Source organism: Streptomyces sp. NBC_01515 (assembly GCF_045040345.1).
Classification (GTDB): domain Bacteria; phylum Actinomycetota; class Actinomycetes; order Streptomycetales; family Streptomycetaceae; genus Streptomyces.
In genome coordinates this window covers 2,227,984-2,254,308 of the sequence record NZ_CP109416.1, presented here as the reverse complement: position 1 = coordinate 2,254,308, position 26,325 = coordinate 2,227,984, and the positions used below count along the sequence as shown (strand labels likewise).

Sequence of the window (26,325 nt, the reverse complement as noted above, 5' to 3'; positions counted from 1 at the left end):
CTTCACCTGATCAAGAGAGGAAGAAACGGCCGGTGTCACGGAACTTCAACCGCCCACACCTCATATGGGGATGGAGAGGCACACTCGCCGACGATGTCCAGCGGCAGGTCGCAGCGGTGAACGCAGCCCTGGCCTCCCTGGGCGCACAACCCGTCGATCTCGACACCGTCCGACACCACTTCGCCACCTCGGCACCCACCCTGTGCGCCGGCATACTCGGCCGCGCACTGACCGACCGAGAGCGGACCCGAGCGAGCGTGGCATTCGAGACCTACCACTCCCGCCGACTCCCGGTCGGCCTCCTGGCCGGGGCCGAGGATCTCCTTACGCGGCTGATCCGCAGCGGTTGCACCCATTCCGTGCTCTCCCTCGCCGCCCACAACGGGCTGACCCAGCGCATCTCTGAACTGGGTGTCGACTCCTTGTTCCTGCGGGTCGACGGACGTACGGGCCCTTCCGCCAGGAGCAAGAAGCAACCCCTGGCCAAGCACCTCTCCGCGCTGCGCCAGACGGTGGGAGACCGGCCGATCGCTCTCATCGGTGATGCCGTGGATGACATCCAGGCCGCGGTAGCGAATCGGGTTCAGCCTGTTCCGTACGCGGGAGGCTTGACGCACCGCGACATTCTCCGGCACAGCGGTCTACCCGTCGCCGAAACCCTGGCCGAGGCGGCGGCGCTGGCAGTGGAGTACGCCCACGCCATGTGAACAGTGCGGAATTCCAGGGGACTTGAGACGAGGGGCGAGACCCGCGAGCCGGTCATGACGTCGAGAAACAGTTCATGTCACCTGCGAGTTGGAGCCTAAGGGAGAGAGACATCCCGGTGACGGGAGGCGCGCGCCTTCGGGATGATGGTGGTCCTGAGGTCACACGGGGTGGAGGAACGGATGCTGCAGATGCAGCTGGCGGAGGCGCTGGCGACGTGTGAGCAGGCCTTGCGGAGCCTTATCTCCACAGTGTTGGCCAAGAAGCTGGGCAAGGACTGGGTCTCCCAGGTGTTCCCCGAGGAGCGGGCGGTCAAGATCCGGGGCGTCCGGGGGGAAGAGTCCGGCCGCCGCACACGCCGCGGGGTCGCTTCGGTTCCGAGCAGCGAGCTCGCGTACGCCCAGTTCTGCGACCTCTACCTGGAGAAACACTCCGACGTGCGGCACTACAGCGTGCTGCACGATCACCTCCAGGCCCAGGCGCTCGACCCGGACAGCAGCCGCGACTTCATCACCGATGTCACCAAGACATACATCGACGCGGCGAGCCGCCCTTGCGTGCAGGAGAGTGTTCGCCCGGCTCAGGATTCCAACGCTGGGGCCTTGGCGTTGGGCTGAAACGGCGGTCCTCCCCACAGCGGTCATGGGAGGGTTGCTCTGCTCATGGAGCCCGGCTTCGGCGAGGTCTGGGGCAACGTGGTGAGCACCACCTTGAGAACGATCACCTCAGCCTGCGGGGTGGGTGGCGATGCGCCAGGACCGGGGCCGGGGAATGTGCTGCCAGTCGAGGAATCCCTGAAGTGCGGTTCGATTCCGAGGCTGCCGAGCCGGTGTCGTCGGCAGGTGGATGCTGATGCGTTCGAGGTTGACCGCGATGGCGGTCAGAGCCTGTGTCTGAGGCCGATATGACAGTTCCCGATTTGGGGAATCCTGTTCTCATGGTGTTGGACGCGCGATGGGATGTGCTGCGGGAGCGGTTGGATGCGTCGACGGAGTGCGCTGTTGAGCTCGTGCGGACGGCTCGCTTGTTGACCGAGGAGTGCCAGGGGCTGCTTGACGAGAACTGTCGCCTGCGGCGTCGACTTGCCGGGGCGGCGGAGGATGTCGGGTCCTGCCTGGACGGTGACTCTGATCTGGCGGCTTCTCAGCCTTGGCTGTCTGGTCCGTAATCGGCGTGGCGCAGAAGGGGTTCCTCGCGGGCAGGCCCCGAGTAGTGTCGGAGTACGAGGACGGACTCCGGGCCTGGGCCGGAGTGTGTGGCCGCCGCCAAGGCATCGGCGTCCCCGGCGGCGGCCGTGGCGCGGGGACGGGCGGCACCCCTCCGCGGTGTCCTCGCACCGGTCGTCCTCACCGGCGTCCGGGGTGCGCGGGAGTTCACCCCGGCTCGAAACGCTGGGAGGACGATGTCGGAGCCGTGTTGTCGGCGATACGGCTCCGACCGTCACTCGCCCCGGGGGCTGGGGGGCCAAACACGCGGGCTCAGCGTCCGGTGGCCGGCTGATGCCGGTGAAGCAGACGACTGCCCTGGGACCAGGGTAGAACCAGGCAGGGGATGGGCGACACCCCCAACTACCGGCCTTCGTGGCGGTATCGGATCGGGTGCGGACAGTCGGCTGCGGTGCTCAGGCGGCCTGCGGCACCACGTAGCCGTGGGCGACGTCGCGGCGTTCGGCGGGACGGGCCTGGCGGCAGGTCGTGAGGGTACCCCCGGAGTCCAGCGTCGCGCTACGACCCGGACTGGGCGTTGTGACCCCTCGTAGGGACGATGAGGACGGGCGAGCCCGCCGAGGTCGTCATGGACCTCCGCACGTTGTGACCCCTCGTAGGGACGATGAGGACCCTGTGGATGCCCGGCGCCACCCGACTCGACATAGGGTTGTGACCCCTCGTAGGGACGATGAGGACAGCCGACCTGACCGCAACGATCACCTATGTCGCGGAGTTGTGACCCCTCGTGGGGACGATGAGGACCCGTGAGGACGTCGACTTCGCCCTTGCGCAGCTTCAGGTTGTGACCCCTCGTAAGGACGATGAGGACGACGGCTGGAGTGGGCGGCGATGCCGCTGCTCGTGTGGTTGTGACCCCTCGTAGGGACGATGAGGACCTACTGACCGGCCGTTCAGTACCGCCCGTAAAACACTTTGTGACCCCTCGTAGGGACGATGAGGACGACGTACCTGTTCGCCCTGTCCCCAGACCGCCTCGTCGAGTTGTGACCCCTCGTAGGGACGATGAGGACGCCTGGAGCGGCCCGCCGTTGTCGCGGCCGTGGCTGGGTTGTGACCCCTCGTAGGGACGATGAGGACGCAGGTCAGCGGCAAGTGCCGCGGACGTGGGCGGGACGTTGTGACCCCTCGTAGGGACGATGAGGACGTTGTACGACGAGGCCGACCCGATCGTCCACATCCCGTTGTGACCCCTCGTAGGGACGATGAGGACCCGCCACCTTCTACCGCAACGCCGACCTCGCCGTCATGTTGTGACCCCTCGTAGGGACGATGAGGACCACGACGCCCCGGTGTCCACGCTGCGCCGCTGGGTGCGGTTGTGACCCCTCGTAGGGACGATGAGGACGTGAGCCGTCCGCCGACTGGGCCGACACCTGCGCCGAGTTGTGATCCCTCGTAGGGACGATGAGGACGGGGCGGATGGCGCTTCACACTGGTCGTGCTGGACTGGTTGTGACCCCTCGTAGGGACGATGAGGACCTCGTACCTGCCGGACGGATGGCGGGTGGATGCGATGGTTGTGACCCCTCGTAGGGACGATGAGGACCACGACGCCCCGGTGTCCACGCTGCGCCGCTGGGTGCGGTTGTGACCCCTCGTAGGGACGATGAGGACGTGAGCCGTCCGCCGACTGGGCCGACACCTGCGCCGAGTTGTGACCCCTCGTAGGGACGATGAGGACCTCGTACCTGCCGGACGGATGGCGGGTGGATGCGATGGTTGTGACCCCTCGTAGGGACGATGAGGACCCCCGACTGCGGCGCACGGCCGGATCGCACCGAAGGTGGTTGTGACCCCTCGTAGGGACGATGAGGACCCCCGACTGCGGCGCACGGCCGGATCGCACCGAAGGTGGTTGTGACCCCTCGTAGGGACGATGAGGACTCTCCTTGTCGACGAGCACCAGTTCCGGTCCGTCGTGTTGTGACCCCTCGTAGGGACGATGAGGACGCCGCGGGCACCGCCGCGGCCGCGCTGTTCGCCGCCACGTTGTGACCCCTCGTAGGGACGATGAGGACGTTGACGAGCAGGCCCGTCAGGAACACGGCCGCCGAGTTGTGACCCCTCGTAGGGACGATGAGGACCCGGGCTCGCCACGGTGGCGGGCTCCGGCTCGACCTGTTGTGACCCCTCGTAGGGACGATGAGGACTGGACAGCTCCTCCAGCAGACGCCGCGCGTTCGGGATGTTGTGACCCCTCGTAGGGACGATGAGGACGCGGTCCAGGTCCAGGCGGAGGCGCTTGTCGTCGTCACGTTGTGACCCCTCGTAAGGACGATGAGGACGCTCGTACATCAGCGTCCGTACGGAGGAACTCGACTCGTTGTGACCCCTCGTAGGGACGATGAGGACGTCGTCGTCGCGGGTGACGTCGAAGATCCATCCGAGGTTGTGACCCGTCGTAGGGACGATGAGGACCTCGGTACCGTCGACCACGCACGCCCCGGACCCATGTTGTGACCCCTCGTAGCGACGATGAGGACCGCTGTCGCCGCCCGCGACGACCTGCCCGCGTACGGGTTGTGACCCCTCGTAGGGACGATGAGGACCACCACCGTGCTCCTGGCGGCACCCACCGTCTTCGACCAGTTGTGTCCCCTCGTAGGGACGATGAGGACCATCGACGTCGACCACACCGGCGGCAGCGTCACCGTGTTGTGACCCCTCGTAGGGACGATGAGGACGCTCGTCCAGGTCCCGGCCAACATCTACTACGACACGTTGTGACCCCTCGTAGGGACGATGAGGACGATACAGGGCCTCTCGGATGACCTGCGGACCTCCAAGTTGTGACCTCTCGTAGGGACGATGAGGACGGGCGTACGGGGTGGCGTCGACGAAGAACGGCACCATGTGTTGTGACCCCTCGTAGGGACACGATGAGGACCAGGGCGGTGATCAGGAACTCGATGTCCTCGTCCGTGTTGTGACCCCTCGTAGGGACGATGAGGACTCGACGTCGGCACCAACACGGCAGCCGTCAACTGGTTGTGACCCCTCGTAGGGACGATGAGGACCGGCAGTAGTAGAGGTACTTAGTGTGGACGCCGCCGACGTCCTCGGCCCCGATCACAGGACTTCCCCGGGCTGGTAGGCCTGCTGGGGCGGTCCGTGTACGGCGAGCAGGCCATGGTCGGGGTCGTAGTCGCCGTCGATGATGTGGATTTTGAGTTCGCGCTCGTAGCGGCTGAGCGGTCCGGCCCAGTGCGGCATGGGGATGAGGTATTCGTCGGCGAGGAGGCGGCCGGCGGCCTGGTGGTCGTCGCCTGCTTCGGCGAGGGCGGCGGCGTAGAGGTCGCGGTCTGCTGCGAGGATCGCTTCGGTGCCGTCGAAGAGTTCGTCGAAGGTCTCGGATAGGGCGGTGCGGTCCTCGAAGGGGTAACGGAACTGCAGGAAGGCGCGATCGAAGCTGTCGCGGCGCTCCAGGACCTCGTCGCGCCACTGCGCGCCCCAAGGGGTGGCGTACACCTCGTCCAGCCAGCCGGTGGCGTCCGACTCGTCGACGGCCTGTCCCTCGTGGCGAGTGAGGATGTGCCAGGCGGTTTCGACCGGTTCGCGCGGGTAGATGCCGTCGGCGTACTCGCCGCTCTGGCGGCGCCGGGTGGTCCAGGCTGGGTGGTGGACGATCACGTCGGCGGGCGGGCGGGCACCGATGCGGTTGATCCGGCCGAAGCGTTGAAGGAGGGCCTCCAGCGGGGCTGCGCTGGTGAACAGTACGTCGAAGTCGACGTCGAGGCTGACCTCCACGACCTGGGTGGCGACCAGCAGGCCGGGGCCGCGGGTGTGCTGGGCGTCGGGGGCTGCGGTTCCGAACCGGTTGGCGATCTTCTTCTCGATACGGGAGCGGTCCGTCCTGCGAAACCGTGAGTGCAGCAGCAGCGCGGCGTCCTCGCCGTTTCGTGCCCGGACGGCGGGGGCGAGCTCCGCGTACAGCTCCAGGGCGTGGGCGACGTTGTTGGCGATGACCAGCACGGACTCGTTCTGCGCCAGCCGCTGGCGGATCTCTTCCAGCGCTGCGGGGGCGGTGAGGTGGTGGCCGCGGGTGTGCAGGAGATGACGGGTGGGCAGGTCGAGGTCGGGCGTGTCCAGCAGGGCAGTCTGTCCGGTGAGGGTGTCCTCGAACAGGCCTGCCAGGACGCCCGGCAGGGTCGCGGACAAGACGGCGATCCGCCCGCCGAGGCGTTCCCACAGCCGGGCGCTGGCCAGGATGTAGCCGAGTCGGCGGGCGTCGTAGGCGTGCAGCTCGTCCAGGATGAAGACGGAGTTCGCGGCGTCGACCAGGATGCCGGAGTGCGCGGGACCGGCCAGGGCGGCCCTCAGCAGCTGGTACGGGGTGCCCACGCGCACGCTCTCGTGGAACAGCTTGGTGGCTGCGGCGCGCGACAAGGCCTTGGTGGCGGCGTCGACCCGGCACGGGGCGCCGTCCTCCTGCTCCTCCTCCCCGTCCTCTGGAGCGATCGCCGCGGTCAGGTGGTAGGAGGCGGCGCGGGAGTGGGCGACGCCGACCGCTTCGGGGGCGCCGAGCGTCTCGCCCAGCCGTCTGGCCATGGCGTTGATGGACGACAGGTAGGGGAGGGTGAAGAAAACGCGCGGCACCCCGCCGTCGGCCGCCATGATGTCGACGACCTGGCGGGCGGCCCAGAGCAGGGCGGCCTCGGTCTTTCCGCTGCCGGTCGGCCCGCGCAGCAGGAGGTGTGCGGTGGTGTCTGCGGCCTGGAGCTGGTGCTTGCGCAGTGTCCTGCCGCGGGCGGCGAACTGGTTTTCCAGCAGGGGGCGGAAGGCGGCGTCCAGCGGCTGGAGGGCGGACAGGGCCTGGTGGGCCGAGGAGAGGTGGTCGGCCAGGGTGACGGCGCCCTGCAGGAGGACGGCGGCCAGGCCCTCCTCGGGGCCGACCCTGATGGTCCAGCGGTCGAGGACCTCCTCCAGGACCCGGTGGGCGGAGGTCACCAGCTGGGTAGTGGTGAGGCCGTCGTGGTCCTGGGAGGCGGTCACCGGCAGTCCGGCCCGGGTGGCGGTTTCGTGCAGCCATGTTTCCAGGGCCCAAACGGCCTGCGGATCGACCGGGCCGAGGCGGTCGGCGAGTTCGTCGGCGGTGCCGCCTGCGTAGAGCGTCTCCAGGTCGCGTCCGGTCTGGCCGGTGAGCGCGCGGTGGTGGGTGGCGACCGCGGTGGCTACCCACGACAGTAGGCCGGGGTCGTCGATGAGAGAGGGCAGAAAGCCGAGGGAGGCGACTTCGTGGCGCTCGCCCCAGCTGCGGATGCGGCCGGCGAGCATCCGCTGGAATCCGTCGGGGATCTTTCCCCCGTCGTGGGTGAGGCCGGCGAGTTCCACGGCCGTCCAGAAACTGCCGTCGAAGATCTCTTCTGCCGCGTTCAGCCGCCCCACGCGCCGCTGCAGCTGGGCTGCGGCGGCGCGGGTGTCCGCGAGGTGGGCGGTGAGGAGTTCGGCTGGGCGGTGCCGCTGGGCGCTCTTGGCCCGCAGCGTGGACAGGATGTCCGTCATCGTGAGGGTGATCCGTATCTGTGGCACGGGCCGGAGCGGGGATGGGAGCGGTCAGGAGCGCAGGCCGGTATCGGGGTGGGAGGTGGGCAGCAGGGCCACGGCCTGCCCGCCGGTCGTCGAGTAGCTGCCGGTGACGGGGTGTTCGCAGCGGCCGGAAGTATCGAACCGGTAGGCGTCCCACTGGGTACGGTCCCGTCCGGCCGCGATCGCGGTGGGCAGCCGCAGCAGCGTGCCCGCCCTGGCGGCGCCATCCGGCACGACCGCGGACCGCTGCGCTCCGGGCGTCGCATTGAGCTCGATCCGCTCCGTACGGATGCCGACCAGGTCCTGGCTGCGGCCCAGCCGCAGCGGCCACACCGGCCGGCGCAGCCTGCGCTGCCACGCCTCGGGCTCGTCGAGCAGCCACACCGTCAGCACGGCAGCGGTGAGAAACTCCCGGTTGCGCGGGGTGGGAGATGTCTTCTTCCCGGAAGCGTCCAGCGGGTGGTACGTCTCAAGGTCCACTCCCTTGCCACCGGCGTGGAAGGCCATGGCGAACCGCAGGCCCGGATCCACCTGTGGCCAGCCGCCGGCCGCGGCGGCGAGCAGCCCGCCGACGGTGGCCGGCGGCGGGCACGGCAGGCTGACCTGCACCCCGGCGTACAGGGGATTGCGGAAAGAGACGACGGGCGCGGTGAGAGTGACCTCCAGCGCCGTGGTGTCCGTAGTGGTCATGCTGCGGGGTCCTCGAACCACGAGTCGTGCGCACCCTGCTGGATCCGCTCGGCCAACTGGTTCAGCAGGACGCGGGGGTGATCCAGCAGCACACGGCCCTCCTCCATCAGATCCTTGAGTTCCCCTCGGACCTGCTCGCGCTGCTCGCCGAGGAACCCGGGGGACCAACCGAGCAGCACCGGACCGTCCAGCTCGTCGTCCCAGGCATTCAGCTCCTCGCGCAGTACCTCGGGGAGGAAGACCGGCTTCCCGTCGCGGGCACCCAGGACGCGGGTGAACGGGTTGACGCCGCCCTTGAGGGGAGCCAGCAGGATCAGCGAAGGCGTGCGGTCCCCGTAGTGGAGCGCCTGCTTGGCTCCGCCGCGTACGGCGGCCAGGGTCTGCAGCAGGGTGGCGATCCGGCGGCGGCGCTCCGTAAGCGGAAGGCGGACGGCGGCGGTGCCGCGCAGTGTGGCGCTCTCCGCGCCGGCGGCCTGGGCTTCCTTGGCGACGGTCTGACTGATCGCCACCCGCAGACCGTTGCCGTCGGTCTCGAAGACCCCGGCGCGCGGCAGGTCGAGCAGCAGATCCCCGGCGAGGGTGGCGCTGTAGAGCTCGTGACTGTGGATGACGGGGTGCTCACCGGCCGGGAAGTCCCGGCTCATCGTGCCGAAGTCCATGGTGGGGCGCTGCGGGACCACGGAGACCAGCGTGCCGGTGGCCAGCACCGTGTCCCGCTGAAAGTTCTCCCTCTTCACCGCGACCATGTAGCCGAACAGGTCGTCGTCCAGGTGGCGATCGGGGCGGCCCTCGGTGTACGCCTGCTGCTTGGCCCCCTTGCCGATGCGGGTGACCTCCGAGCGGGACTCCTCGGGCGGCAGCGAGTCGCGCAGCCACCGGCGGAAGGCCTGCGCGGAGACGTACGGATACTCCTCGCGCCCCACCCTGAGCTTCTTGATCCGGCCGGTGTTGTCCTCGCCCTCCCCGTTGTTCGGGGCACCCGCAACCACATCCAGCACGATCTTGCCTGCCAGGAAACTCACTGCTCGTCCTCTGCTTCGTCGGTGATGAACTTCTGGTCGAGGGCGTCGAGTTCCTCGTCGCCCTCCTCCTCGTCCGTGTCCTCCTTGGCCTGCCATCCGAGGCGGGACAACTCCTCCAGGACCCCGACCAGCAGCAGGTCCCGGTGAAACCAGGCCGGGTTGTCCGCACCGGGGGCGAAGAGGAGAGTGAAGGCCCGCTCGGTCACCAGCGGCCCCTCGGAGCCCTTGGGCGGTTTGACCGCCCACTGCACCCCGCGGCTGGTCAGCCAACTCCGCAGCTTGGGCGAGTCCTTGAGATCAGCACGGAACTTCCTGAGCTTGCCGCCGGAGGTCTCCTCACTGAGCAGGCGCGCGATCCTGCCGGCGGTCGACCTGATCTCGGACAGGTCCTTCTCGTTCATGAGCATCACCTCGGTGGCGAAGGAGTAGAGCAGGGCCGCCAGGGCGGCCACCCGCTCGCGGTCGGGGGCCGTGCCGGTCACGAGTCGGCCCAGGTAGCGCACACTGCGGGCCAGGATCCGTGCCGGATCTCGGAAGGCGTTGCGGGCCAGGGCCACCACACCGGGGTCAATCTTGGTCGCGTGGGCCCGCAGCAGGGCCGTGAATCCGCGTCGCAGCTCCGGGTCGCGCGAGGTCATCCGCAGCCACTCGGCCAGGGGCTGCTCCAGAGAGTGGGCTTCCAAGGACGGCTTGCCGTTGAAGTTGTTGTAGACCAGCAGGTCAACTCCGTCGGTGATCCGCTCGCCATAACGGCGCATGGAAGTCAGCGCAACGACCTCGCGGACATCGGTCTGACGGCGGCTCGGATCGCCGGTCTCCGCAAGGCGAAGGCTGCGGTCTACTTGGCGGGTCACGGCCCGCTTGAGGAAGCGTTCGTCCCAGCTGTGCACGGCGATGGAGGAGCCGCCGGTCAACTGGCTTCCGTACGGCAGCGCGTAGAAACTGACATGGCAGGGTCGGCACAGTGCCATCCCCGCATGCCCTCGCGGGGTGGTGTTCCGATAGGAGACGCTCTCAGCCAGGACCACATCACGATTGCCGAAGAAGTCCACAGCCGGGCGCCCGCACAGTACACAGCCGACCCCAGGCCAGGTGGCCGGATCTGCGAGAGCATGCCAGGTTCTGATGCGCTCACGAATCGCATCGTCGCTTCTACGCCCGTTGCTGTTGTGGTTCATCGGCGAGTTGGGGAACAGGGAGAGACTGCTCTTGAGCCAGAACCCGTTGGCGGCCTTGCTATCCCGTAGCAGTGCCGCCTGGATCGCGTGCCGATCCATCTGCTCCACTGCGTCGTTGAAGTCTTCAGGCTCAAGGTCCTCGGGGCGGTTGCGATCAGCCAGCGCGGCGAGCGCGTACGCGCCGATCCGCTGCAGCGGATGCGCGGTGAGGACCAGACGGGACTGCTCGACCAGGTCCGCCGACGGGGCGCTCACGCGGCTACCCAGCCGAAGCCGGCCGCATTCGCCTGACCCAGTCCCCAACTCCAAAGGGCCTGCAGGGTTTCCGGGGGGCCGGTCAACTCCACCTCCACGGCGGCCCCAGGCTTCAGCCCCTGGCCAACGCTGAACGACCGTTTCGGCCCAACCCAGGTGACAGACTCCAGCTCGACCCCCGGGTCAAGCCCCAGCGTCTCGGCCTTGCGCTGCAGATTGCCCTGGAAATACCCAGCCCACTGCGGCTCGGTCGGCAACAGCCAGTCCTGCCGGGTGGTACGAACGCCGTCCTCCCCGTGCCCGGAACCCTTCATCACCACCGGCGTCGTCGTACGAAAAACGGCGCGGCCGGAAGCGAAGTCAGGAGGCATGAGCACCGTGACACCCGTCAGACGGAGGGCAACACCGCCCCAGTCGAGCAGTTCCCGCTCGGCAAATCCCCGGCCGAGTGCTTCCACCACCTCCAGCAGTGGGCTGCCGAACTCCACCGCGCCGCGCCCGCCAGCCGCATAACGGCCCCGCTTGCGCCCTGCAGACGGGAACACAGGAGCACTGTGCCCGAACGGCACCATGCCGTGCGCCCCAGCGCCCCTCTCGTGGAACTGCCTGCCCAACTCGGGGGCCGCACGGGCCAGCACGTCATATACCAGGCCACGCCCCGGCGCCAGGACAGCCTGCCAGGGCAGCTCAGAGGCCGTCGTCGTGACAGCTAACCGCAGTCTCACACCGCTCACTCTCCGAAGCCACAACACCGATCGAGACGGAAGAACGAACATCGATCTCCCAAACGGAGCAGAGCCTAGAGCGCCCCACTGACAATGACTCTGAGAGGGCATTTGATCTAGACGTATTGCCCTGTATGCCCTAGTAGGTTCCTCGTCAGGTTGGTGTGGTCTCGTCCGTTATGCGTTTGGCGAGGTTGTCGATCGATGCGATGTGGATCATGGCTTCGGAACTGGCGGTGAGGGTCTCGTAGTCGCGGGCGAGACGGCGGTGCATCATGATCCAACCGATACTTCGCTCTACTACCCAGCGCCTTTTAACGACGTGAAAGCCGCGAACTCCGGGGTTTCTGTTGACGACTTGGACGTCGATTCCGAGGCCCGCGCCGTGCTCCACGACGGCGTTCTTGAAGCCGGTGTCGACCCAACTTTTGGAGATGGTCGGGTACGTCCTCTTCGCCTGGTCGAGGAGGCGTATTCCCAGGGCGTTCTCGGAGAAGCTCGCGGCGGTGACGGTGACTGCCAGGATCAGTCCGATCGTGTCGGTGAGGATCCCTCGCTTCCGGCCTACGATCTTCTTGGCAGCGTCCGTTCCCTGACTGGTCAGGGGCACGTTGGTGGAGGTCTTCACGCTCTGGGTGTCGATCACGGAGGCGGTCGGTTCGGACTTGCGCCCCTCCTTCACGCGGGCCAGGCCGGTCAGGTCGTAATTGAGCTGGGCGAAGATTCCCTCATCACGCCAGGCGGCGTAGTAGAAGTAGACGGCGCCGTGGCTCGGGAAGTCGTGTGGGAGGTATTTCCAGGGGATTCCGGTGCGGTTCACGTAGAGAATCGCATTGAATGCGTCGCGGAGGTCGACTTTGGCCGGCTGGCCGGTGGGCCTGCGGTCGAGCCGGGCCTTTCTCCAGGCCGTCAACTTCGGCTCGATCAGGGCCCATCGGGCGTCGGACAGGTCGCTGGGGTAAGGCTTCCGCTCGCTCATGGCACAGCGTGATCATGGGGCGCGCCGGAATGCATCGCTGTGCCGCTCCTTAGGCGATTCTATGATCTTTCTAAGTCAGACGGACTTCGGGACTCAAGGTCGGATGAGACGGGCAGTCGGGTACGCGACCCTTGAGGGGGCGATAGCCGCAAACGCGGCATCTCATACTGAAATAGGGCACGCATGAAAGCCTTATAACCGACCAAATCTACGTAAACGCCCTCTGAGTGGGCGGTTCGTGAGTTGATGTCCGTTCCGGACTTGGTTACTGCTTCTTGCTGAGAATGCCGGGCTCGGCCTCGGTGAGGATTCCTAGTGTGACCAGGCGTTTCATCTTGGCTCGGGTGGAGGCCGGGCGGTGTTCGTAGTCGCGGACCAGCCGCCGGTGCAGTATCAAGATCCCGAACGTCTGCTCCACCCGTCACCGTTTGGGCTGCGGAACGAATCCCCGCTCCTCAGGGTTCCGCTGGACGATCTCGACGTCGACACCGAGGGTGACCCCGTGCGTGACGACCTGGTTCTTGAAGCCCTGGTCGACCAGGGCCTTGCTGACCGACCCGCCGGCCGCGACGGCGACCTGGCCGAGCAGAGGTATGTCGGCGGCATTGTCGTGGACACTCGCGGCCAGCACGGTGACGGCGATGACCAGGCAGAGGACGTCCACGGCTAGGCCGTTTCGTTCGGATCATCTGATCGTTGGTTGGGGTGTGCCGTTAAGTGACGCGCAGTGGGCGCGAATCGAGCCGTTGTTGCCGGACCGGACGCCCAGGCGGGGTGGGCGGTGGCGAGATCATCGGGAGGTGATCGACGCGATTGCCTTCAAGTTCCAGACCGGATCGCAGTGGGTCCACCTGCCGGAGAAGTTCGGGAACTGGCGTGGGGTCTACAACCGGTTGCGGATGTGGGCCGTCGACGGCACCTGGGAGCGGGTCTTCACCGCGCTGATGGCCCAGGCCGACGCGGATGAAGACCTGAACTGGGCGGTCTCGGTGGACTCCACGATCGTGCGCGCCCATCAGCACGCGGCCGGGGCCCGCAAAAAGGGGCCCCGATCGGCGAGCCGCACGACCATGCCATCGGCCGGTCCCGAGGAGGCCTGACCACCAAGGTCCACCTCGCCGCCGACGATCGGTGCAGGCCGATGGCCTTCGTGCTCACCGCTGGGCAGGCCGGCGACGCACCGGCCTTCCCCGACGTGATGGCCCGCCTGCGCGTTCCCCGCCCGCGAGGCCGGCCTCGCACCCGGCCCGACGTGGTCCTGGCCGACAAGGCCTATTCCTCCCGCGCTATCCGCGAACACCTGCACCGGCGCGGCATCCGCGCAGTCATCCCCATCCCGGCCGACCAACGCGGCCACCGACTCCGCAAGGGCAGCCAGGGCGGCAGACCACCGGCCTTCGACCGCGAGGCCTACAAGCAGCGCAACACCGTCGAACGCTGCATCAACAAGCTCAAGCAATGGCGCGGCCTGGCCACCCGCTACGACAAGACCGCCACCATCTACCTTGCCGGACTCCACCTCGCAGGCATCTTCATCTGGTCAGCCCGATGATCCAATCGAAACGGCCTAGTAGCTAGCGCGGCGGCTCGTCGTCCGGGCTGCGGATCCGGGTCGCCAGAAGCTACATCCAGCTCAATTGGGGGGTGGTCCTAGCCCTTCCAATGCTTCAGCGGCTTTGGCGTGGCCCGCGTCGGCCGCGCGGGTGTACCAGGCCCGTGCGCTTTCCACGTCTCCGTCATGGTGGGTAAGCACTCCGAGGCTGAACTTGGCGTGGGGGTCGCCCGTGCCCGCCGCCCGGGCGAACCAAGTGGTGGCCGTCTCGTTGTCGCCCTGTTCGCGCGCGAGTCGGCCAAGGTTGAGCATGGCCCTGGCGTTGCCGCCTCGAGCGGCCTGCTCGTACCAGGCCCGAGCGCCTGTGGTGTCGTCCTCTCGCTGGGCAAGTACCCCGAGGTGGTACATGGCGCTGGCGCTGCCGAGCTCAGCCGCTTGCTCGTACCAGGCGCGAGCCCCTGTGGTGTCGTCCTCTCGCTGGGCAAGTACCCCGAGGTGGTACATGGCGCTGGCGCTGCCGAGCTCAGCCGCTTGCTCGTACCAGGCGCGAGCGGTCTTGGTGTCGCCGTCGCGCTGGGCAAGCAGCCCAAGGCTGAGTACGGCGCCTCCGTGGCCAGCGTCAGCGGCGCGGGTGTACCAGTTGCGAGCCTGCTTGGTATCGCCCTGCCGGTCCGCATGCGAGCCGAGTTCCAGCATAGTGCCGACGTGGCCGGCGTCAGCGGCGCGAATGTGCCAAGCACGAGCTTCTGCGAGCCGACCTCTCCTTGAGAGTTGGCCAGCTGCTGTTACCCATGCCCGGGGCTCACCGTTTGCAACGGTGCGCTCGAACCAGGCCAGAGCTTCCTCCAGCCGACCCTCGTCCGACAGCCGACCGACCGCCACTGCGAGAGCGTCACGATAGCCGGCTGCGGCAGCACGCCCGTACCAAGGTAGGGCCTCTTCCAATCGCCCCGAATCTGCCAAAAGCTCTGCTCCGCGGAAGGCACCGTCCGCGCCCATCATGCCGTGGTCCCGGCCAGTTGCCCGCTCATACCAGAGCAGCGCGGCATCGACCTGACCGTCTTCGGCCAGCATATTGGCCGCTAGCCAGGGTGCCTGGGAGCTCCCTGCGTCCCAGGCGGCCGTGTAGAGGCGAAGGGCGACTTCCACGAGCCCATCGATTTTCTCGGCCCGCTGGGCGAGTGCGAGGCAGTGTGCGGGGGCGGCGTGGTCGGTAAGGGCGTTCCACAGGGCAGCGGAAGCACGGATGGCGCGGCGGGCGGTGCGGCCGTGCTGTTCGAGGTAGTCGGCCAGGCGGTAGAGCGGCTGAGGGGGTGGGGGATCGCCGCGGTGTGGTCGAATGCGGGTGAGAGGGCCCCGGGCGCCGCGCAGCGGTGCAGCCGTGTAGGCCAGGGCCTGCTCCAGCCAGTCCTCGTCCAGCAGGTCCCACTGGGTGTCGGTGAGGTAGCCGACGGCGGCCTGTTCGAGTAGGGCTAGGGGCAGGGCGGGGCCGTGGCCAAGGCGGCGGGCGTCCATAGCGGCCTCGATCAGTGCCCGCGCGCCATCGGTTGCTGTGCGGTAGCGCTCCAGCAGGGCGGGTGCCCCGGCCAGATATTGGGTGATGGCGCCGCTTTCAGCATGGTTGGCGGCGTAGGCCAGGCGCGGATCGTCGCCGGCGCGTGTGGCCAGGGCGCGCAGGTCGGTTCCGGTGAAGGCGTGCGGAACGGGTAGGTCATGGCCTGTCAGCAGCACCCGGGCCTGGGCGTGCAGGTCCTGCGCGGGGGGTTCGGGTGGGGCGGTGAGAGTGTGCCAGTATTCGGGCCACATCGTGCCCAGGACCAGTACGGGTGCCCGTCCACGGTCGGACAGTAGGGTGCGCAGTTTCGCCGCCAGGCGCTCACCGAGGTCGGTGGTGGTCAGCAGATAGTGCTGGGCTTCGTTGAGCCACACGGCTGTGTGCGGCTCGAGGTTCTCGATGGCTGCGAGGGCGGCCTCGGGACGTGTGGGGTCGTACGGGTGCCACAGCCGCCACCCTTTGGGGAGACATTGCAGGACTTCCCAGCAGGCACGTGTTTTCCCGGTGGAGGACCCGCCCGTCAGCACTACCAGCTGACTCGCCCCAGCCGCAGCCGCCTCAACGACGGATCGCAGGCGAACGTCATGGTCCCGCTCCACGTAAGCCGGTAGAGCCGGCAGCGCCCGGCCGGCGCCCAGCAGGTCGGCGTTGATGGCGTGGTGCACTTCCAGCGCGAAGGGGTCGTTCACCTCGCCCAGCGGTTTGCCCGGCGGCGGGTCTGCTAGGCGCGCTTGGATCCACAGGTCCGCGCTGCGGGAGGCCACGTCGGTGGTATCCCAGCCTGCCCGGCCAGCCAGGACGACGGCGATCGCTACGGTGTCGCCCTGCTGGGCAGGGATGTCTCGGTCGGTGATGCACCGGCGGATCGTGTCCCGGCTCGGCGCTCCGATCAACGTGTCGTCCTTGCTGATGGCCGCGGCGATCTGATCCAGGCTGGGTGCATCGGCGGCTGTGTAGAGCTCATAGAGCAGATCCTTGAGGGCTCGCAGCGGGCCGGGCCCGACCACGGCCCGCGCCAGCTTCCGCGGGCGACTGACCGAACTGCGACCTGTGTCGCCACTCATCGCACCATCATGACGCGGCCGCTGAACGTACAGGGCGCGAACAGCCCTATCCGCCAACCCGATTGGTGGCCTGTCGCAACTGGGAGTCGATCTTTGTAGGGGCCTGAACGTGGACAGCAAGCCGGCCGGCTGCCCACCCATTCACCCCACGTCTCCGTGGAGGTTCCCATGCCCAGCAAGCGCTTGACCCGCAGAGAGCGGCTGACCCTGGTCCGCAGTGTCTTGGCTGGCACCGTCTCCGGGATCGCCCGGGCCGTCACCACCTGGCTCCTGGACCAGCTCTCCCTGTGACCGGACCAACAAGCCGTGAGTGCCTGAAGGCTCCCTTCGGGCACTCACGGCGCGCGAGAGCGGCGCGGGCCGTCGCCCGCCCTACTCCGCGCGGTAGGAAATGCAGCACCATTTGAGACTCAGCGAAGGGGTGGCGTGGGTGTCAGCCCCTGCCCAGTCTCGGCGTCACGCTTCCTGGAACGCGTTCCGATCACGTCCGTGTCTGACCGTGTCTCGTCGGTCTTGTACCAGACGCGCGCGCATGTTGGCCGGTGCCGCCCGTGCTTGACGGACTGCGGCCCGCACCCGGACCAGCGACCGCCTGATCCAAACGAAACTGCCTAGGCCCCGCTTGCGGCCAGGCACCCGTTTCGCGGCGTCTTTGCCCGTCGTGACCGCGGGGACCCCGGTGGCCGCCCGGACACTCTGGGTGTCCAGGATCACCAGGGTCGGGTCCTCTAACCGCCGGTTCCTCTCCCGCACCTGACAGTGCAGGAGTTCATGGATCTTGCTGGTCGGTACCGTCGTCCCGCCAGGCGGCGAAGTAGTAATACGTCGCGCTCTTCGGCGGCAGGTCGTTCGGCAGGAGAGCCCACTGACAGCCGGTCCGGGACTGGTAGAGAATCGAGTTCACGATCTCCCGCATCGGGTAACGGCCCTGATGGCCGCTGGCGGAACGGTGCCGGTTCTTCCAGGCCGTGAGCACCGGCTCGGTCAACGCACATTGCCCGTCCGTCAAATCGCTCTAATACGGCTTGCGTTCACTCACCCACCGATCCCAGCAGGCCACCGGCATCAAACCGGCACGTTCCGGCTACGCCCACACCATCGGGCGACATCAGAACCGGTCATAGAATCACAAAACGCCCACTCGGCAAGCGTCATGCGCATTGTCGCGCCCAGATGCTCGTGGAGTGTGCGGGCCGTGCCGACCGGGCAAGGGCGCCTGCGGCCACCCCGGACAGTCCGTCCCCCGCCGGACCTGGCTGGCTATCGGGCGGTCCCTCCCCAGCGTCGGCCAAGGGGAGAAGGGGCAAGGGATGATCCTGGTCCAAGACCGCTGTGCTACGCGGTTGGTCAACGGTCCAGGAGGGAGACGATCCGCCCTGCGGGGAAGGACAGGCGGGCGACCGGGACCACCCAGTCGCCCCATGGCCCGAGCAGTTCGGGGAGCGGCAGGCCGACCGCGGCGGCCTGGTCGGTCACCTGGTGCAGGGCGGCGAGCAGGGAGGTCCACTGCTGGGCCTGAACGGGAGTCATCTTCGGGTCGGCGGGGTTGGACCAGGGACCGCTTGCGGGGTTGCGCTGGGGTTGGAGGTCGGTGCGGAACTGTGCCCAGGTCTGCTGCGGGTCGGTGCGGCTGGTGCGGTGCAGGTGCAGGCACAGGGCCGGCCCCAGCTGGGGGTAGGCGACCAGGGCGGCCAGGAGGACCAGACCGGCGCGGTAGGGATGGTAGGGAGTTGCGGTCGCGGTGGTGGCGGGTTGTTCGGCCAAGTCGTGGGCGCGCTGGGTGCGGCGCAGGGCGGTGAGCAGGCCGTAGCTGTTGGCAAGGCGTTTGACGGCGCGAGGGGTGGAGACCAGTAGCGGGGGCCCCAGGAGGTCCATCAGGGCGATCTCGCCGGGGTCCAGGGTCAGCGGGTCGACCCGTTCGATGACGCGCGGGGCAGGGAGGTGGACGCCCTGCCCGTGCGGGTCTGCTACGGCGGAGGAGGGCGGGGCCGCTGCGGTGGCGGCAGGAGCGCCCGGCGCGGGGCCGGGGGTGGTCGGGGCGGAAGGAAGCGGGGCGGTCTGGTCGATGCGGGTGCCTACCAGGGAGCGGAGCATGCGCTGGTACCCGGCGGTGTCCAGGGCAGGCAGGGTGAGGACGACCTGGAAGATCTTCTCCAGGTACTGGGCGGGAGTGGAGTGCCACAGTTCCTCGTCGTCGGGGTCCACCAGGACCTCAAGCGCCCCCGGGGTGTCTGGGGCGGGGATGTGGAGGATGTCGCGGTAGTGCGCGGCGATGGCCCGCAGCAGCCAGCGCGGATCGATGGCGACCACCACGACGAACAGATCCACGGCCAGCAGCAGATGGACGGCTTCGAGCATCTCCACCACCCGGGACGGCGGGCAGCGGTCCAGGTCGTCGATGTAGACGATGATCCGGTCGACCGCCGGGAGCCTGTCGCCCGCGGCGTCCTCGGCTGCCTCGCCCGCTCCGCTGCCCGCGTCGGCAAGGAGGGCGGCCATGCGCTGGAAGTCCTCGCGGATCTGCGTCATCAGCCCCAGGTGGGTGCGGTAGTCACCGCCGGCTGCACGCTCGGAGACGAGCCCGGCCAACTGGCCCGCGGCGGTCAGATCCTGCACCTCTCGCTCCAGCGCGGCAACTTCCCCCGCCGCGACGTCGGCTGCCGTCTGCAGCCTGTCCCGCCACCCTTCCACGACGGCCTGCAACCGTTCGCGGACCGGATCGCCCATCTCCTTCGCCTGGCGCACCTTGCCCAGCAGGAATCCGATGTAGGCCAGCGCCGGCAGCCCGGCCACCAGGCGTGCCCACACCGGCGGTCCCCAGATCGCCCCCGCCGACATCACCGCCAGGATCAGGACCGACAGCAGGAAGCCCCCGACGACACTGCGCGGATTGCTCCGCACCAGCCGCAACCCGGCGCGCACCGTGCCGCGCACCAGCTGGCCCCCGCCGCGCATCCGCTCGTACAGTTCCCCGGGCTCCCCGCTGTTCCCGGCCACCGCCGCCCAGTCCAGGCGCTGCTCCTCGGACAGCTGGGACCAGCGCGATCCGCGGGTGGTCAGGGCCGCCTGGAGCTGGTCGCGGCGCCTGCGCGCGGCGCGCAGCCGGCGTGGGAGCTCGCGTTGGGCGACCAGGTCCGCCGACAGTCGCGAGAGCTGCCGCTGGGTGGTACCGCTGTCCTGGACAGGGGCGGCGGCGAGCTGGGCGAAGAGCTCGGCGACCAGGCTGCCCCACACCCTGGTCTCGGCGTAATGCCAGGCGTTGAACCGCACCTGGCGCACCGCGTGGTGGGCCAGAGGGTTGTTCGGCCGAGCAACGGATATGACCTGCTGCTGCATCAGTTCCAGGAAGTGGCTTTTGCCCTCGCCCCAGTCGCCGAACAGTCCCACCGCCAGCGGCGGCCGGGCCGAGCGGGAGGTCACCAACTCCGCCAGCGCGCGGGCCTCGCCAGCCCGGGACAGGTCATCGCCCGTCGACGTCGCATCGGAACGGTAGGAGGGGAGCCGCCCCACCGGCCGGTCCTCCACCACCTCCCACAGCCGCACCGTGTCGTCGTAGCTGCCGGTGGCCAGGACGGGGCTGCCATCGATGACCGCCCAGGCCACCGATGCCACCGGACCGTTGTGGCCGGTCAGGGGTAGCCCCAGGGGGGTGGGTGCGGCGGGGTCGCGCAGATCCCACAACCGCACCGTGGCGTCACCGCCGCCTGTGGCCAGGACAGGGCTGCCGTCAATGATCGCCCAGGCCACCGACGTCACGGGCGCGCTGTGGCCGGTCAGGGGTTGCCCCAGGGGGGTGGGTGCGGCGGGGTTGCGCATATCCCACAGCCGCACCCCCGCGTCGTAACCGCCGGTGGCCAGGACAGGTCTGCCGTCAATGACCGCCCAGGCCACCGAATGCACCGCACCGATGTGGTCGGTCAGGGGCTGTCCCAGGGGGGTGGGTGCGGCGGGGGCGCGCAGATCCCACAGCCGCACCGTGCCGTCGTAGCTGCCGGTGGCCAGGACAGGTCTGCCGTCAATGACCGCCCAGGCCACCGACTGCACCGCACCGATGTGGTCGGTCAGGGGCTGTCCCAGGGGGGTGGGTGCGGCGGGGGCGCGCAGATCCCACAGCCGCACCGTGCCGTCGTAACCGCCGGTGGCCAGGACAGGTCTGCCGTAAATGACCGCCCAGGCCACCCACCGCACCGGAAGGTTGTGGCCGGTCAGGGGTTGCCCCAGAGGGGTGGGTGCGGCGGGGTGACGCAGATCCCACAGCCGCACCGTGTCGTCACCGCAGCTGGTGGCCAGGATGGGTCTGCCATCGATGATCGCCCAGGCCACCGACGTCACGGGCGCGCTGTGGCCGGTCAGGGGTTGCCCCAGGGGGGTGGGTGCGGCGGGGTCGCGCAGATCCCACAGCCGCACAGTGGCGTCACCCCCGCCGGTGGCCAGGACAGGTCTGCCATCGATGATCGCCCAGGCCACCGACGTCACCCGACCGCTGTGGCCGGTCAGGGGCTGCCCCAGGGGTACCCCCGCCCAGCGTTGGGCGTCAGCCACGTCGGCTCACATAGTCGCTCGTTGCGACGCGAATGGGCTCCGAGGCGGTCACATCCCGATGATGGGGCACTGACCTGCCAGCCGTACCGCCGTTCCCTAATTTCCCAGTTCGGAGTGAGGGTGTACCAGCGGCGAGGAAGCGGGTGCGGACCGGCTTCTGCACCCCTTGGTGGATACAGGGCGGCTGGACAGCCTCTATGCCGACGTGATCACGTTCACCAGAGGGTGAGGGGGAGGCCGGCCTCCTCGGCGGCCCGGATGCGCTCCTCTATCTCTTCAGGTGACTCACCCGCTACGAGCCCGGCTCGAATTGCGTGAGCGATGGCATGGGTCCGTCCCGCAGCTCCACGGGTATCCGCAAGCGGGCCGTGTGGGTTGCGTCGCCGAAGAGTCTCCATCGCGAGGCCGCCGAAGGCTCCCCGCAGCAGGCCGTCCAGCCATTCCATGCGGTCAGCGTATGGAATGGCCTGCTCCCGGCATGTAGTTCGGCGATAACACCATGGAGCCGAGCCGTCCTGTGATACCTCAGCTGGATAGTGGTGGAGTTGCAGGGTCTGGCCGATCTCATGCATCGACGGCGGAGAGCCGTGCCGGCCGACGGCTTCCCGGATGTAGCTGACGATGGCCAGATGGTGGGGTGTCAGGCTCCCCTCGGCGGTCCGGGGGCCGGTGGACGGTCGTGGCTCGACGCATTGTGTCTGTCCGGGTACAAGGCGACCGCACGAAATTTTTCCTGGCGACCGCCTCCGACCAGCGGGTTCAGCTCGTTGACGGCGGCCTGTCTGCTGACAGGCAGGCGAGGGTTGGTGCAGTCGGGCCATCGCTCGACGCGCTCGATGGTCCAGGCGGTGGCCAGTTCACGGCGAGTGAGTTCGTCGCAGTGGTTACTCGGGTCAGCATGTCCCGCATAAGAAAGCTGTGAGCCAACTGTGGCCACACCGGTCCGTCTTTGCTGTTTCTTTCACTTTTTGAAGGTGGAAAATCAGCCGCACCAAGCTGGTCGCTCCCATGGGGCTGGGCCCCGTTGGCGGCACGTCTCCAGTACGTCGTATGCGAGGGCGAGGAAGGTGTGCCTGGATTGCTGCCAGAGTCCCGAGGCTGGACCGAAGGCTGAGCTCTTCATTTCAGTGAACCTTTCGATGGTGCTCTGGAGGTTGCAGAAAAAGAGCTTCTTGGGTGAACGGTTTGCATCTGCGGCGGATCTGCCGACGGGATTGGTCAGCAGGTGCCGAGGTCGATCCGGTGGTCCCAGGGTTTGATGGCGGCCCTCCCTCTACACGGCTCTGATTTGCCCTACTTGGTACTGCTCGAAGGGTGGCTTGAAATCGTCTATCTTGGCTGCATACGCCATTGACCAGCTGTGATGCGTCCGGTTCTGATGAGGCGGCCGTAAGGGCGGGGTAAGAGCCGTGTGAACAGTTGGGGTGGGGGATGGGGTTTTCTTGGCGTGCGCGCTCGGCGGTCGCCGCGCGTAGACGAGTGGTCTCGCTGGCTGCAACGGCCGCTTTGATGGCTGCTGTGCCGACACTTGTCGTACCGGCGACCGCAGCACGCGCGGACGACACCACAACCACCGATCAGGCAACGCCGGAGGCGCGGGCGGACGCGGAGAAGGCTGCGGCGTCGGGGGAGCAGGTCGAGGTCGTGGGTGAACGCACGCCCTACACCACGACGTTCGCCAATCCGGACGGTGTGACCTTCACGCTGAAGGACTCTGTCGTTCCGGTGAGAACGCGCCAGGCCGATGGTTCGTGGGTGCAGCCGGACGCGACGCTGGAGAAGAGGTCGGACGGCACGGTCGGGCCGAAGGCATCAGTCGCCAAGATCTCCTTCTCCGGTGGCGGGGACGGTGCCGACCTGGTGAAGCTGTCCCTCAACGGGCGTTCGCTGAGCGTGGGTTGGCCGGGCACACTGCCGAAGCCGACGCTGGACGGGGACTCGGCGGTGTACGCGGGTGTCCTGCCGGGCGTTGATCTGCGGATGACCGCCACCACGGAGGGCTACCGCGAGGTGCTGGTCGTCACCTCGGCGTCGGCTGCCGCGAACCCGGAGCTGAAGGAACTCTCCTTCCCCGTGCGAGCTGACGGGCTCTCTCTGCAGGGCGGCGGTGGCGGCGGGCTGTCCGCGGTCGACGACGATGGCAACGCTGTCTTCCGTGCTCCGGCCGCCCAGCAGTGGGATTCGTCCGGCGACACCACCAGCAGCGCATCCGCCTCGCCCAAGGTCTCTTCCCGCTCGGCGTCCCAGGCGTCGTTGACGACGACGCAGGACGGTGTTGCCGCGGCCACGACCGGTGGCGACGGTGAGACGACGCCGGACCCGACTGAGGGCCCCAGTGACGGAGACACCTCCACCCGCCTTCCGGTCACCGCGGGGCAGAGTTCGATCAAGGTGACCCCTGACGCCTCGATGCTCGCCGACGAGTCGTCCGTCTTCCCGCAGTACATCGACCCGGACGTCGGCATGACGGCCTCCGAGCGGACCCTGCTGTCCTCGGACGGTGACACCTTCTACAACTTCTCCGGCGGGGACGACGGCAAGGGCGTCGGCTACTGCGGCACCTACGTCACCGGGGGTGTCGGGTACTACTGCGGTTCCGGCTACAAGAACCGCATGTACTTCGAGTTCTCGCCGGCGAAGCTGGCGGGCAAGCACGTCCTGGATGCCACCTTTGCCATCACGGAGAAGTGGTCAATGTCCTGCACCCCCTCCTGGGTGGACCTGACCCGGACGGGCAACATCTCCTCGTCGACGAACTGGCCCGGGCCAACGGCGAACTGGGACCTGATGGTGGACCGGAATGTGTCCGCGGGACGCGGGTCTGCCTGCTCTCCCAGCCAGCCCGCCGCACCGATCGAGTTCAACGACAGCCCCACGGAGACGAACGAGAACCTCACCTCCACGGTGACGAAGTTCGCCAACGGCGACTTCTCCCGCCTGACGCTGATGCTCAAGGCGCACGACGAGACTGATCCGAACGGCTGGAAGCGGTTCGACGACGATGCCGAACTCGACGTGACGTACGTCGGTATCCCGGCGAAACCCACGAAGATCGGGCTGGTCGTCGGGTCCACCACCAGGACCACTGTCGCCTGCGAAACCAAGCAGTCGGACCCCTTGGTGGTGTCCGAGTCCCAGCCGCTGCTCCAGTCGACGCCGCAGACCGCAGCGGGTGGTGAGCCGGGTGCGTCGCTGAAGGCCGTCTACAGCGTCGACAAATACACGGCAAGCAGCGACACATGGTCGACCGTATTCGAGACGGCCCGGCCCACCAGCGGCTATGTCGGTGACAACGTCTCTCCCGGAAGCGTCCAGACGTCGACGCTGACCGAGGGAACCCTGTACCGGTACCGGTCCTGGACGCGGTCGTACTACAACAGCGGAGGCGACTACCTGGCCGGCCCCTCTAACGGGGCTTCGGGGGCCTGGTGCTATTTCAAGGTCGACCCGACCCGTCCCAAGGCTCCGGGGGTAGCCCTGTCGAGCCCGTACTCGGCGTGCACCGCGACCTCCTGCACCGCCGCGGGAGGCCCGGGTACGCCGGTGACGTTCACCTTCACGCCGGCGTCCGGTGACACCACCAACACTGCCTACCAGTACAAGACGACGTCCTCGGCCGCATGGTCGGCACCGATCACCGGTTCGACGGCGACGGCCACTTTCACTCCGCCCACCTCCGGGACCTTCAGCGTGTACGTACGAGCCAAGGACTCCATCGACTACGGGGCTCAGAATGCCGTCGACTTCCTGGTCGCGGAGGGTGCCGGCGCCATCGGGCAGTGGCACTTCGACGAGGCGAGCGGCGCCGCGCTCGACACGTCGACCACCGTCGCGGGGGATCAGGACAACGCCACCCTCTCCTCTTCCGGCGCTTCCCGGGACGGGCGTGGCCGGCGGGGTGTACTGACCCATGACGCCGCGGGTGCGGAGCTGGCGACGCCGGTCACCGACACGGGCCTGTCCGTGGACGGTTCGACAGGCTATGCGGCCACCTCGGGCCCGGTGGTGGAGTCCCGGTCGTCGTACACGGTCGAGGCGTGGGCCCGGATGGCCGCCGCCCCGACCCGCAACTACGTGCTGCTCTCGCAGACGGGCAGTGGAAGCACGCAACCCGGTTTCGCGATCTACTACTCCACTGCCTACAGCAAGTGGATCTTCAACTGGCACTGGATTGACTCGGCGGGCACCACACACTTCGTGCGCTCGCTCGCGGATGCGGCCTCGCCGCCGGTAAAGGTATGGACGCATCTGGCAGGTGTGTACGACACGAAGGCGGGCACGATCCAGCTCTACGTCAACGGCAAACCACAGGGCAGCCCGCAGGCGCTGCCTACCGGGGAGCCGGAGGCGGACACCGGCCCGCTGGAGTTCGGCCGCGGAAACGGTGCCACCGCGGGCACGTTCACCGACTACTTCAACGGTCAGATCGACGAGGTCACCGTCTGGCAGCAGGCCCTATCGCCGCAGGCGCTGTCCACCGAAGCACAGCTGAAGACCAACGACAGCTACGCGGCGGCAGAGCTGGTGGCGGCCTGGGATCCGTCCGCGGCAACCGGAACCACGGTTGCCGACACCACCTCCGGGTACGGAACGCCCCTGACTCTGTCGGGCGGGGCGTCACTGGACGGGACGGGAATCGTCCTGGACGGCATCGATGACGCCGCGTCCGCGCCGGGCCCGCTGGTGGACGACACCGGATCCTTCACCGTGACCACCGCCGTGCAACTGGACAGCACCGCGCTCGCGGCGAAAGCGGTGGACTACATGGGGCAGGTTCTCGGCCAGCGCAGTGCGGACGGTTCCGCGTGGGGGCTGTGGTACGAGCGGACGGGCAGCAGCGATCCCGATCCTGAGACCGGTGCCACCGCTCCTGCCGGGTTCTGGCACTTCGGCCGCCTCAACACCGACGGCAGCTTCACCGGTGTGGTCTCCGACCATGTTGCCGATCTGGGGAGCGCGGTGCGCCTGACCGGTGTGTTCGACGCCCAGTCCGGCGCGGTCAGTCTCTACGTGGGAAACGCGCAGAACGGGGATGCGACTGCCTATACGGCGACTCCAGGTACGGGTGACTTCGCCGTCGGCAAGACGTACGTGAAATCGGTCTGGGACCGCTATCTGCCCGCGACGGTCAGTGACATCCGGGTCTGGGCCGGTGCCATGGCCAGCCAGCAACAGATCGTCGAGACGGTCGGGGACTGATCTCTCCCCTCTCCCGGGCGAAGCGGCATTTGCTGCCGCCTCGCCCGAGCAAGTCCCGCGCTTCCTTTCTTGATGACTTCTGACGTGTGAGGGGTTGTTGTCGT

General features: G+C 68.1%; 13 protein-coding genes, 2 pseudogenes and 1 CRISPR repeat array. Of the genes and pseudogenes, 5 read left to right on the top strand and 10 right to left on the bottom strand.

The window, feature by feature from the left end:
• Positions 1 to 32 precede the first annotated feature (32 nt).
• Both OG407_RS09925 and OG407_RS09920 read left to right on the top strand, forming a co-directional pair.
• On the top strand, positions 33 to 707 hold the full coding sequence (locus tag OG407_RS09925) for an HAD family hydrolase (RefSeq protein ID WP_405856981.1): 675 nt from the start codon (positions 33 to 35) through the stop codon (positions 705 to 707).
• Between the two features lie 180 nt (positions 708 to 887).
• A complete protein-coding gene (locus OG407_RS09920) occupies positions 888 to 1,322 on the top strand; it encodes a Scr1 family TA system antitoxin-like transcriptional regulator (RefSeq protein ID WP_405856979.1) in 435 nt (144 codons plus the stop codon).
• 1,125 nt (positions 1,323 to 2,447) lie between these two features.
• A CRISPR array of direct repeats spans positions 2,448 to 4,750; the repeat unit is 30 nt; unit sequence GTTGTGACCCCTCGTAGGGACGATGAGGAC.
• Positions 4,751 to 5,003: 253 nt separating this feature from the next.
• Here OG407_RS09920 and cas3 read toward each other — a convergent pair.
• The 7 genes and pseudogenes from cas3 to OG407_RS09885 form a co-directional block, all read right to left on the bottom strand.
• Complete coding sequence (gene cas3 / locus OG407_RS09915) at positions 5,004 to 7,463, bottom strand: CRISPR-associated helicase Cas3' (RefSeq protein WP_405856977.1); 2,460 nt, start codon at positions 7,461 to 7,463, stop codon at positions 5,004 to 5,006.
• Positions 7,464 to 7,487: 24 nt separating this feature from the next.
• Entirely contained in the window at positions 7,488 to 8,150 is a 663-nt protein-coding gene (cas5, locus tag OG407_RS09910; protein WP_405856976.1) for a CRISPR-associated protein Cas5, read from the bottom strand.
• Positions 8,147 to 9,172: a type I-B CRISPR-associated protein Cas7/Cst2/DevR gene (gene cas7i / locus OG407_RS09905; protein WP_405856974.1), complete on the bottom strand. Its 1,026-nt coding sequence runs from the start codon at positions 9,170 to 9,172 to the stop codon at positions 8,147 to 8,149. Before cas7i ends, cas5 begins: the two co-directional genes overlap by 4 nt.
• A complete protein-coding gene (locus OG407_RS09900) occupies positions 9,169 to 10,605 on the bottom strand; it encodes a hypothetical protein (RefSeq protein WP_405856972.1) in 1,437 nt (478 codons plus the stop codon). Before OG407_RS09900 ends, cas7i begins: the two co-directional genes overlap by 4 nt.
• Entirely contained in the window at positions 10,602 to 11,150 is a 549-nt protein-coding gene (locus OG407_RS09895) for a CRISPR-associated endoribonuclease Cas6 (RefSeq protein ID WP_405856970.1), read from the bottom strand. The genes OG407_RS09900 and OG407_RS09895 overlap by 4 nt, the downstream gene beginning before the upstream one ends.
• 334 nt (positions 11,151 to 11,484) lie before the next feature.
• Complete coding sequence (locus tag OG407_RS09890; protein WP_405856968.1) at positions 11,485 to 12,309, bottom strand: IS5 family transposase; 825 nt, start codon at positions 12,307 to 12,309, stop codon at positions 11,485 to 11,487.
• A 265-nt stretch (positions 12,310 to 12,574) separates the two neighbouring features.
• Positions 12,575 to 12,988, bottom strand: a pseudogene (locus tag OG407_RS09885) (IS5/IS1182 family transposase); the annotation flags it as partial.
• Between the two features lie 13 nt (positions 12,989 to 13,001).
• Between OG407_RS09885 and OG407_RS09880 the strand changes: the two are divergent.
• Positions 13,002 to 13,861, top strand: a protein-coding gene (locus tag OG407_RS09880) for an IS5 family transposase (protein WP_405868349.1) whose coding sequence is annotated in 2 segments (ribosomal slippage) — positions 13,002 to 13,373 and positions 13,376 to 13,861 — 858 coding nt in all. Because the reading frame shifts where the segments join, the coding sequence is not laid out codon by codon here.
• 81 nt (positions 13,862 to 13,942) lie between these two features.
• Here OG407_RS09880 and OG407_RS09875 read toward each other — a convergent pair.
• Positions 13,943 to 16,480 carry a tetratricopeptide repeat protein gene (locus tag OG407_RS09875; RefSeq protein WP_405856967.1) on the bottom strand — a complete coding sequence of 846 codons (2,538 nt, stop codon included), beginning with the start codon at positions 16,478 to 16,480 and terminating at the stop codon, positions 13,943 to 13,945.
• 168 nt (positions 16,481 to 16,648) lie between these two features.
• On the opposite strand from OG407_RS09875, the gene OG407_RS09870 reads away from it, so the two are divergent.
• Positions 16,649 to 16,771 (top strand): hypothetical protein, encoded by a 123-nt coding sequence (locus OG407_RS09870; RefSeq protein ID WP_405856965.1) that lies wholly within the window; start codon positions 16,649 to 16,651, stop codon positions 16,769 to 16,771.
• 321 nt (positions 16,772 to 17,092) lie between these two features.
• On the opposite strand, the pseudogene OG407_RS09865 reads toward OG407_RS09870, so the two are convergent.
• Positions 17,093 to 17,489, bottom strand: a pseudogene (locus tag OG407_RS09865) (transposase); the annotation flags it as partial.
• Positions 17,490 to 17,827: 338 nt separating this feature from the next.
• Complete coding sequence (locus OG407_RS09860) at positions 17,828 to 21,022, bottom strand: P-loop NTPase fold protein (RefSeq protein WP_405856963.1); 3,195 nt, start codon at positions 21,020 to 21,022, stop codon at positions 17,828 to 17,830.
• Between the two features lie 1,509 nt (positions 21,023 to 22,531).
• Between OG407_RS09860 and OG407_RS09855 the strand changes: the two genes are divergently transcribed.
• Positions 22,532 to 26,221 (top strand): LamG domain-containing protein, encoded by a 3,690-nt coding sequence (locus OG407_RS09855; RefSeq protein ID WP_405856961.1) that lies wholly within the window; start codon positions 22,532 to 22,534, stop codon positions 26,219 to 26,221.
• Positions 26,222 to 26,325 lie beyond the last annotated feature (104 nt).

Excerpts from the sequence above, each read along its gene's own strand:
- OG407_RS09920 (WP_405856979.1), top strand. The coding sequence starts at position 888 with ATGCTGCAGATGCAGCTGGCGGAGGCGCTGGCGACGTGTGAGCAGGCC.
- cas5 (WP_405856976.1), bottom strand. The coding sequence starts at position 8,150 with ATGACCACTACGGACACCACGGCGCTGGAGGTCACTCTCACCGCGCCC.
- OG407_RS09890 (WP_405856968.1), bottom strand. The coding sequence starts at position 12,309 with ATGAGCGAGCGGAAGCCTTACCCCAGCGACCTGTCCGACGCCCGATGG.
- OG407_RS09875 (WP_405856967.1), bottom strand. The coding sequence starts at position 16,480 with ATGAGTGGCGACACAGGTCGCAGTTCGGTCAGTCGCCCGCGGAAGCTG.
- OG407_RS09870 (WP_405856965.1), top strand. The coding sequence starts at position 16,649 with ATGCCCAGCAAGCGCTTGACCCGCAGAGAGCGGCTGACCCTGGTCCGC.
- OG407_RS09855 (WP_405856961.1), top strand. The coding sequence starts at position 22,532 with ATGGCTGCTGTGCCGACACTTGTCGTACCGGCGACCGCAGCACGCGCG.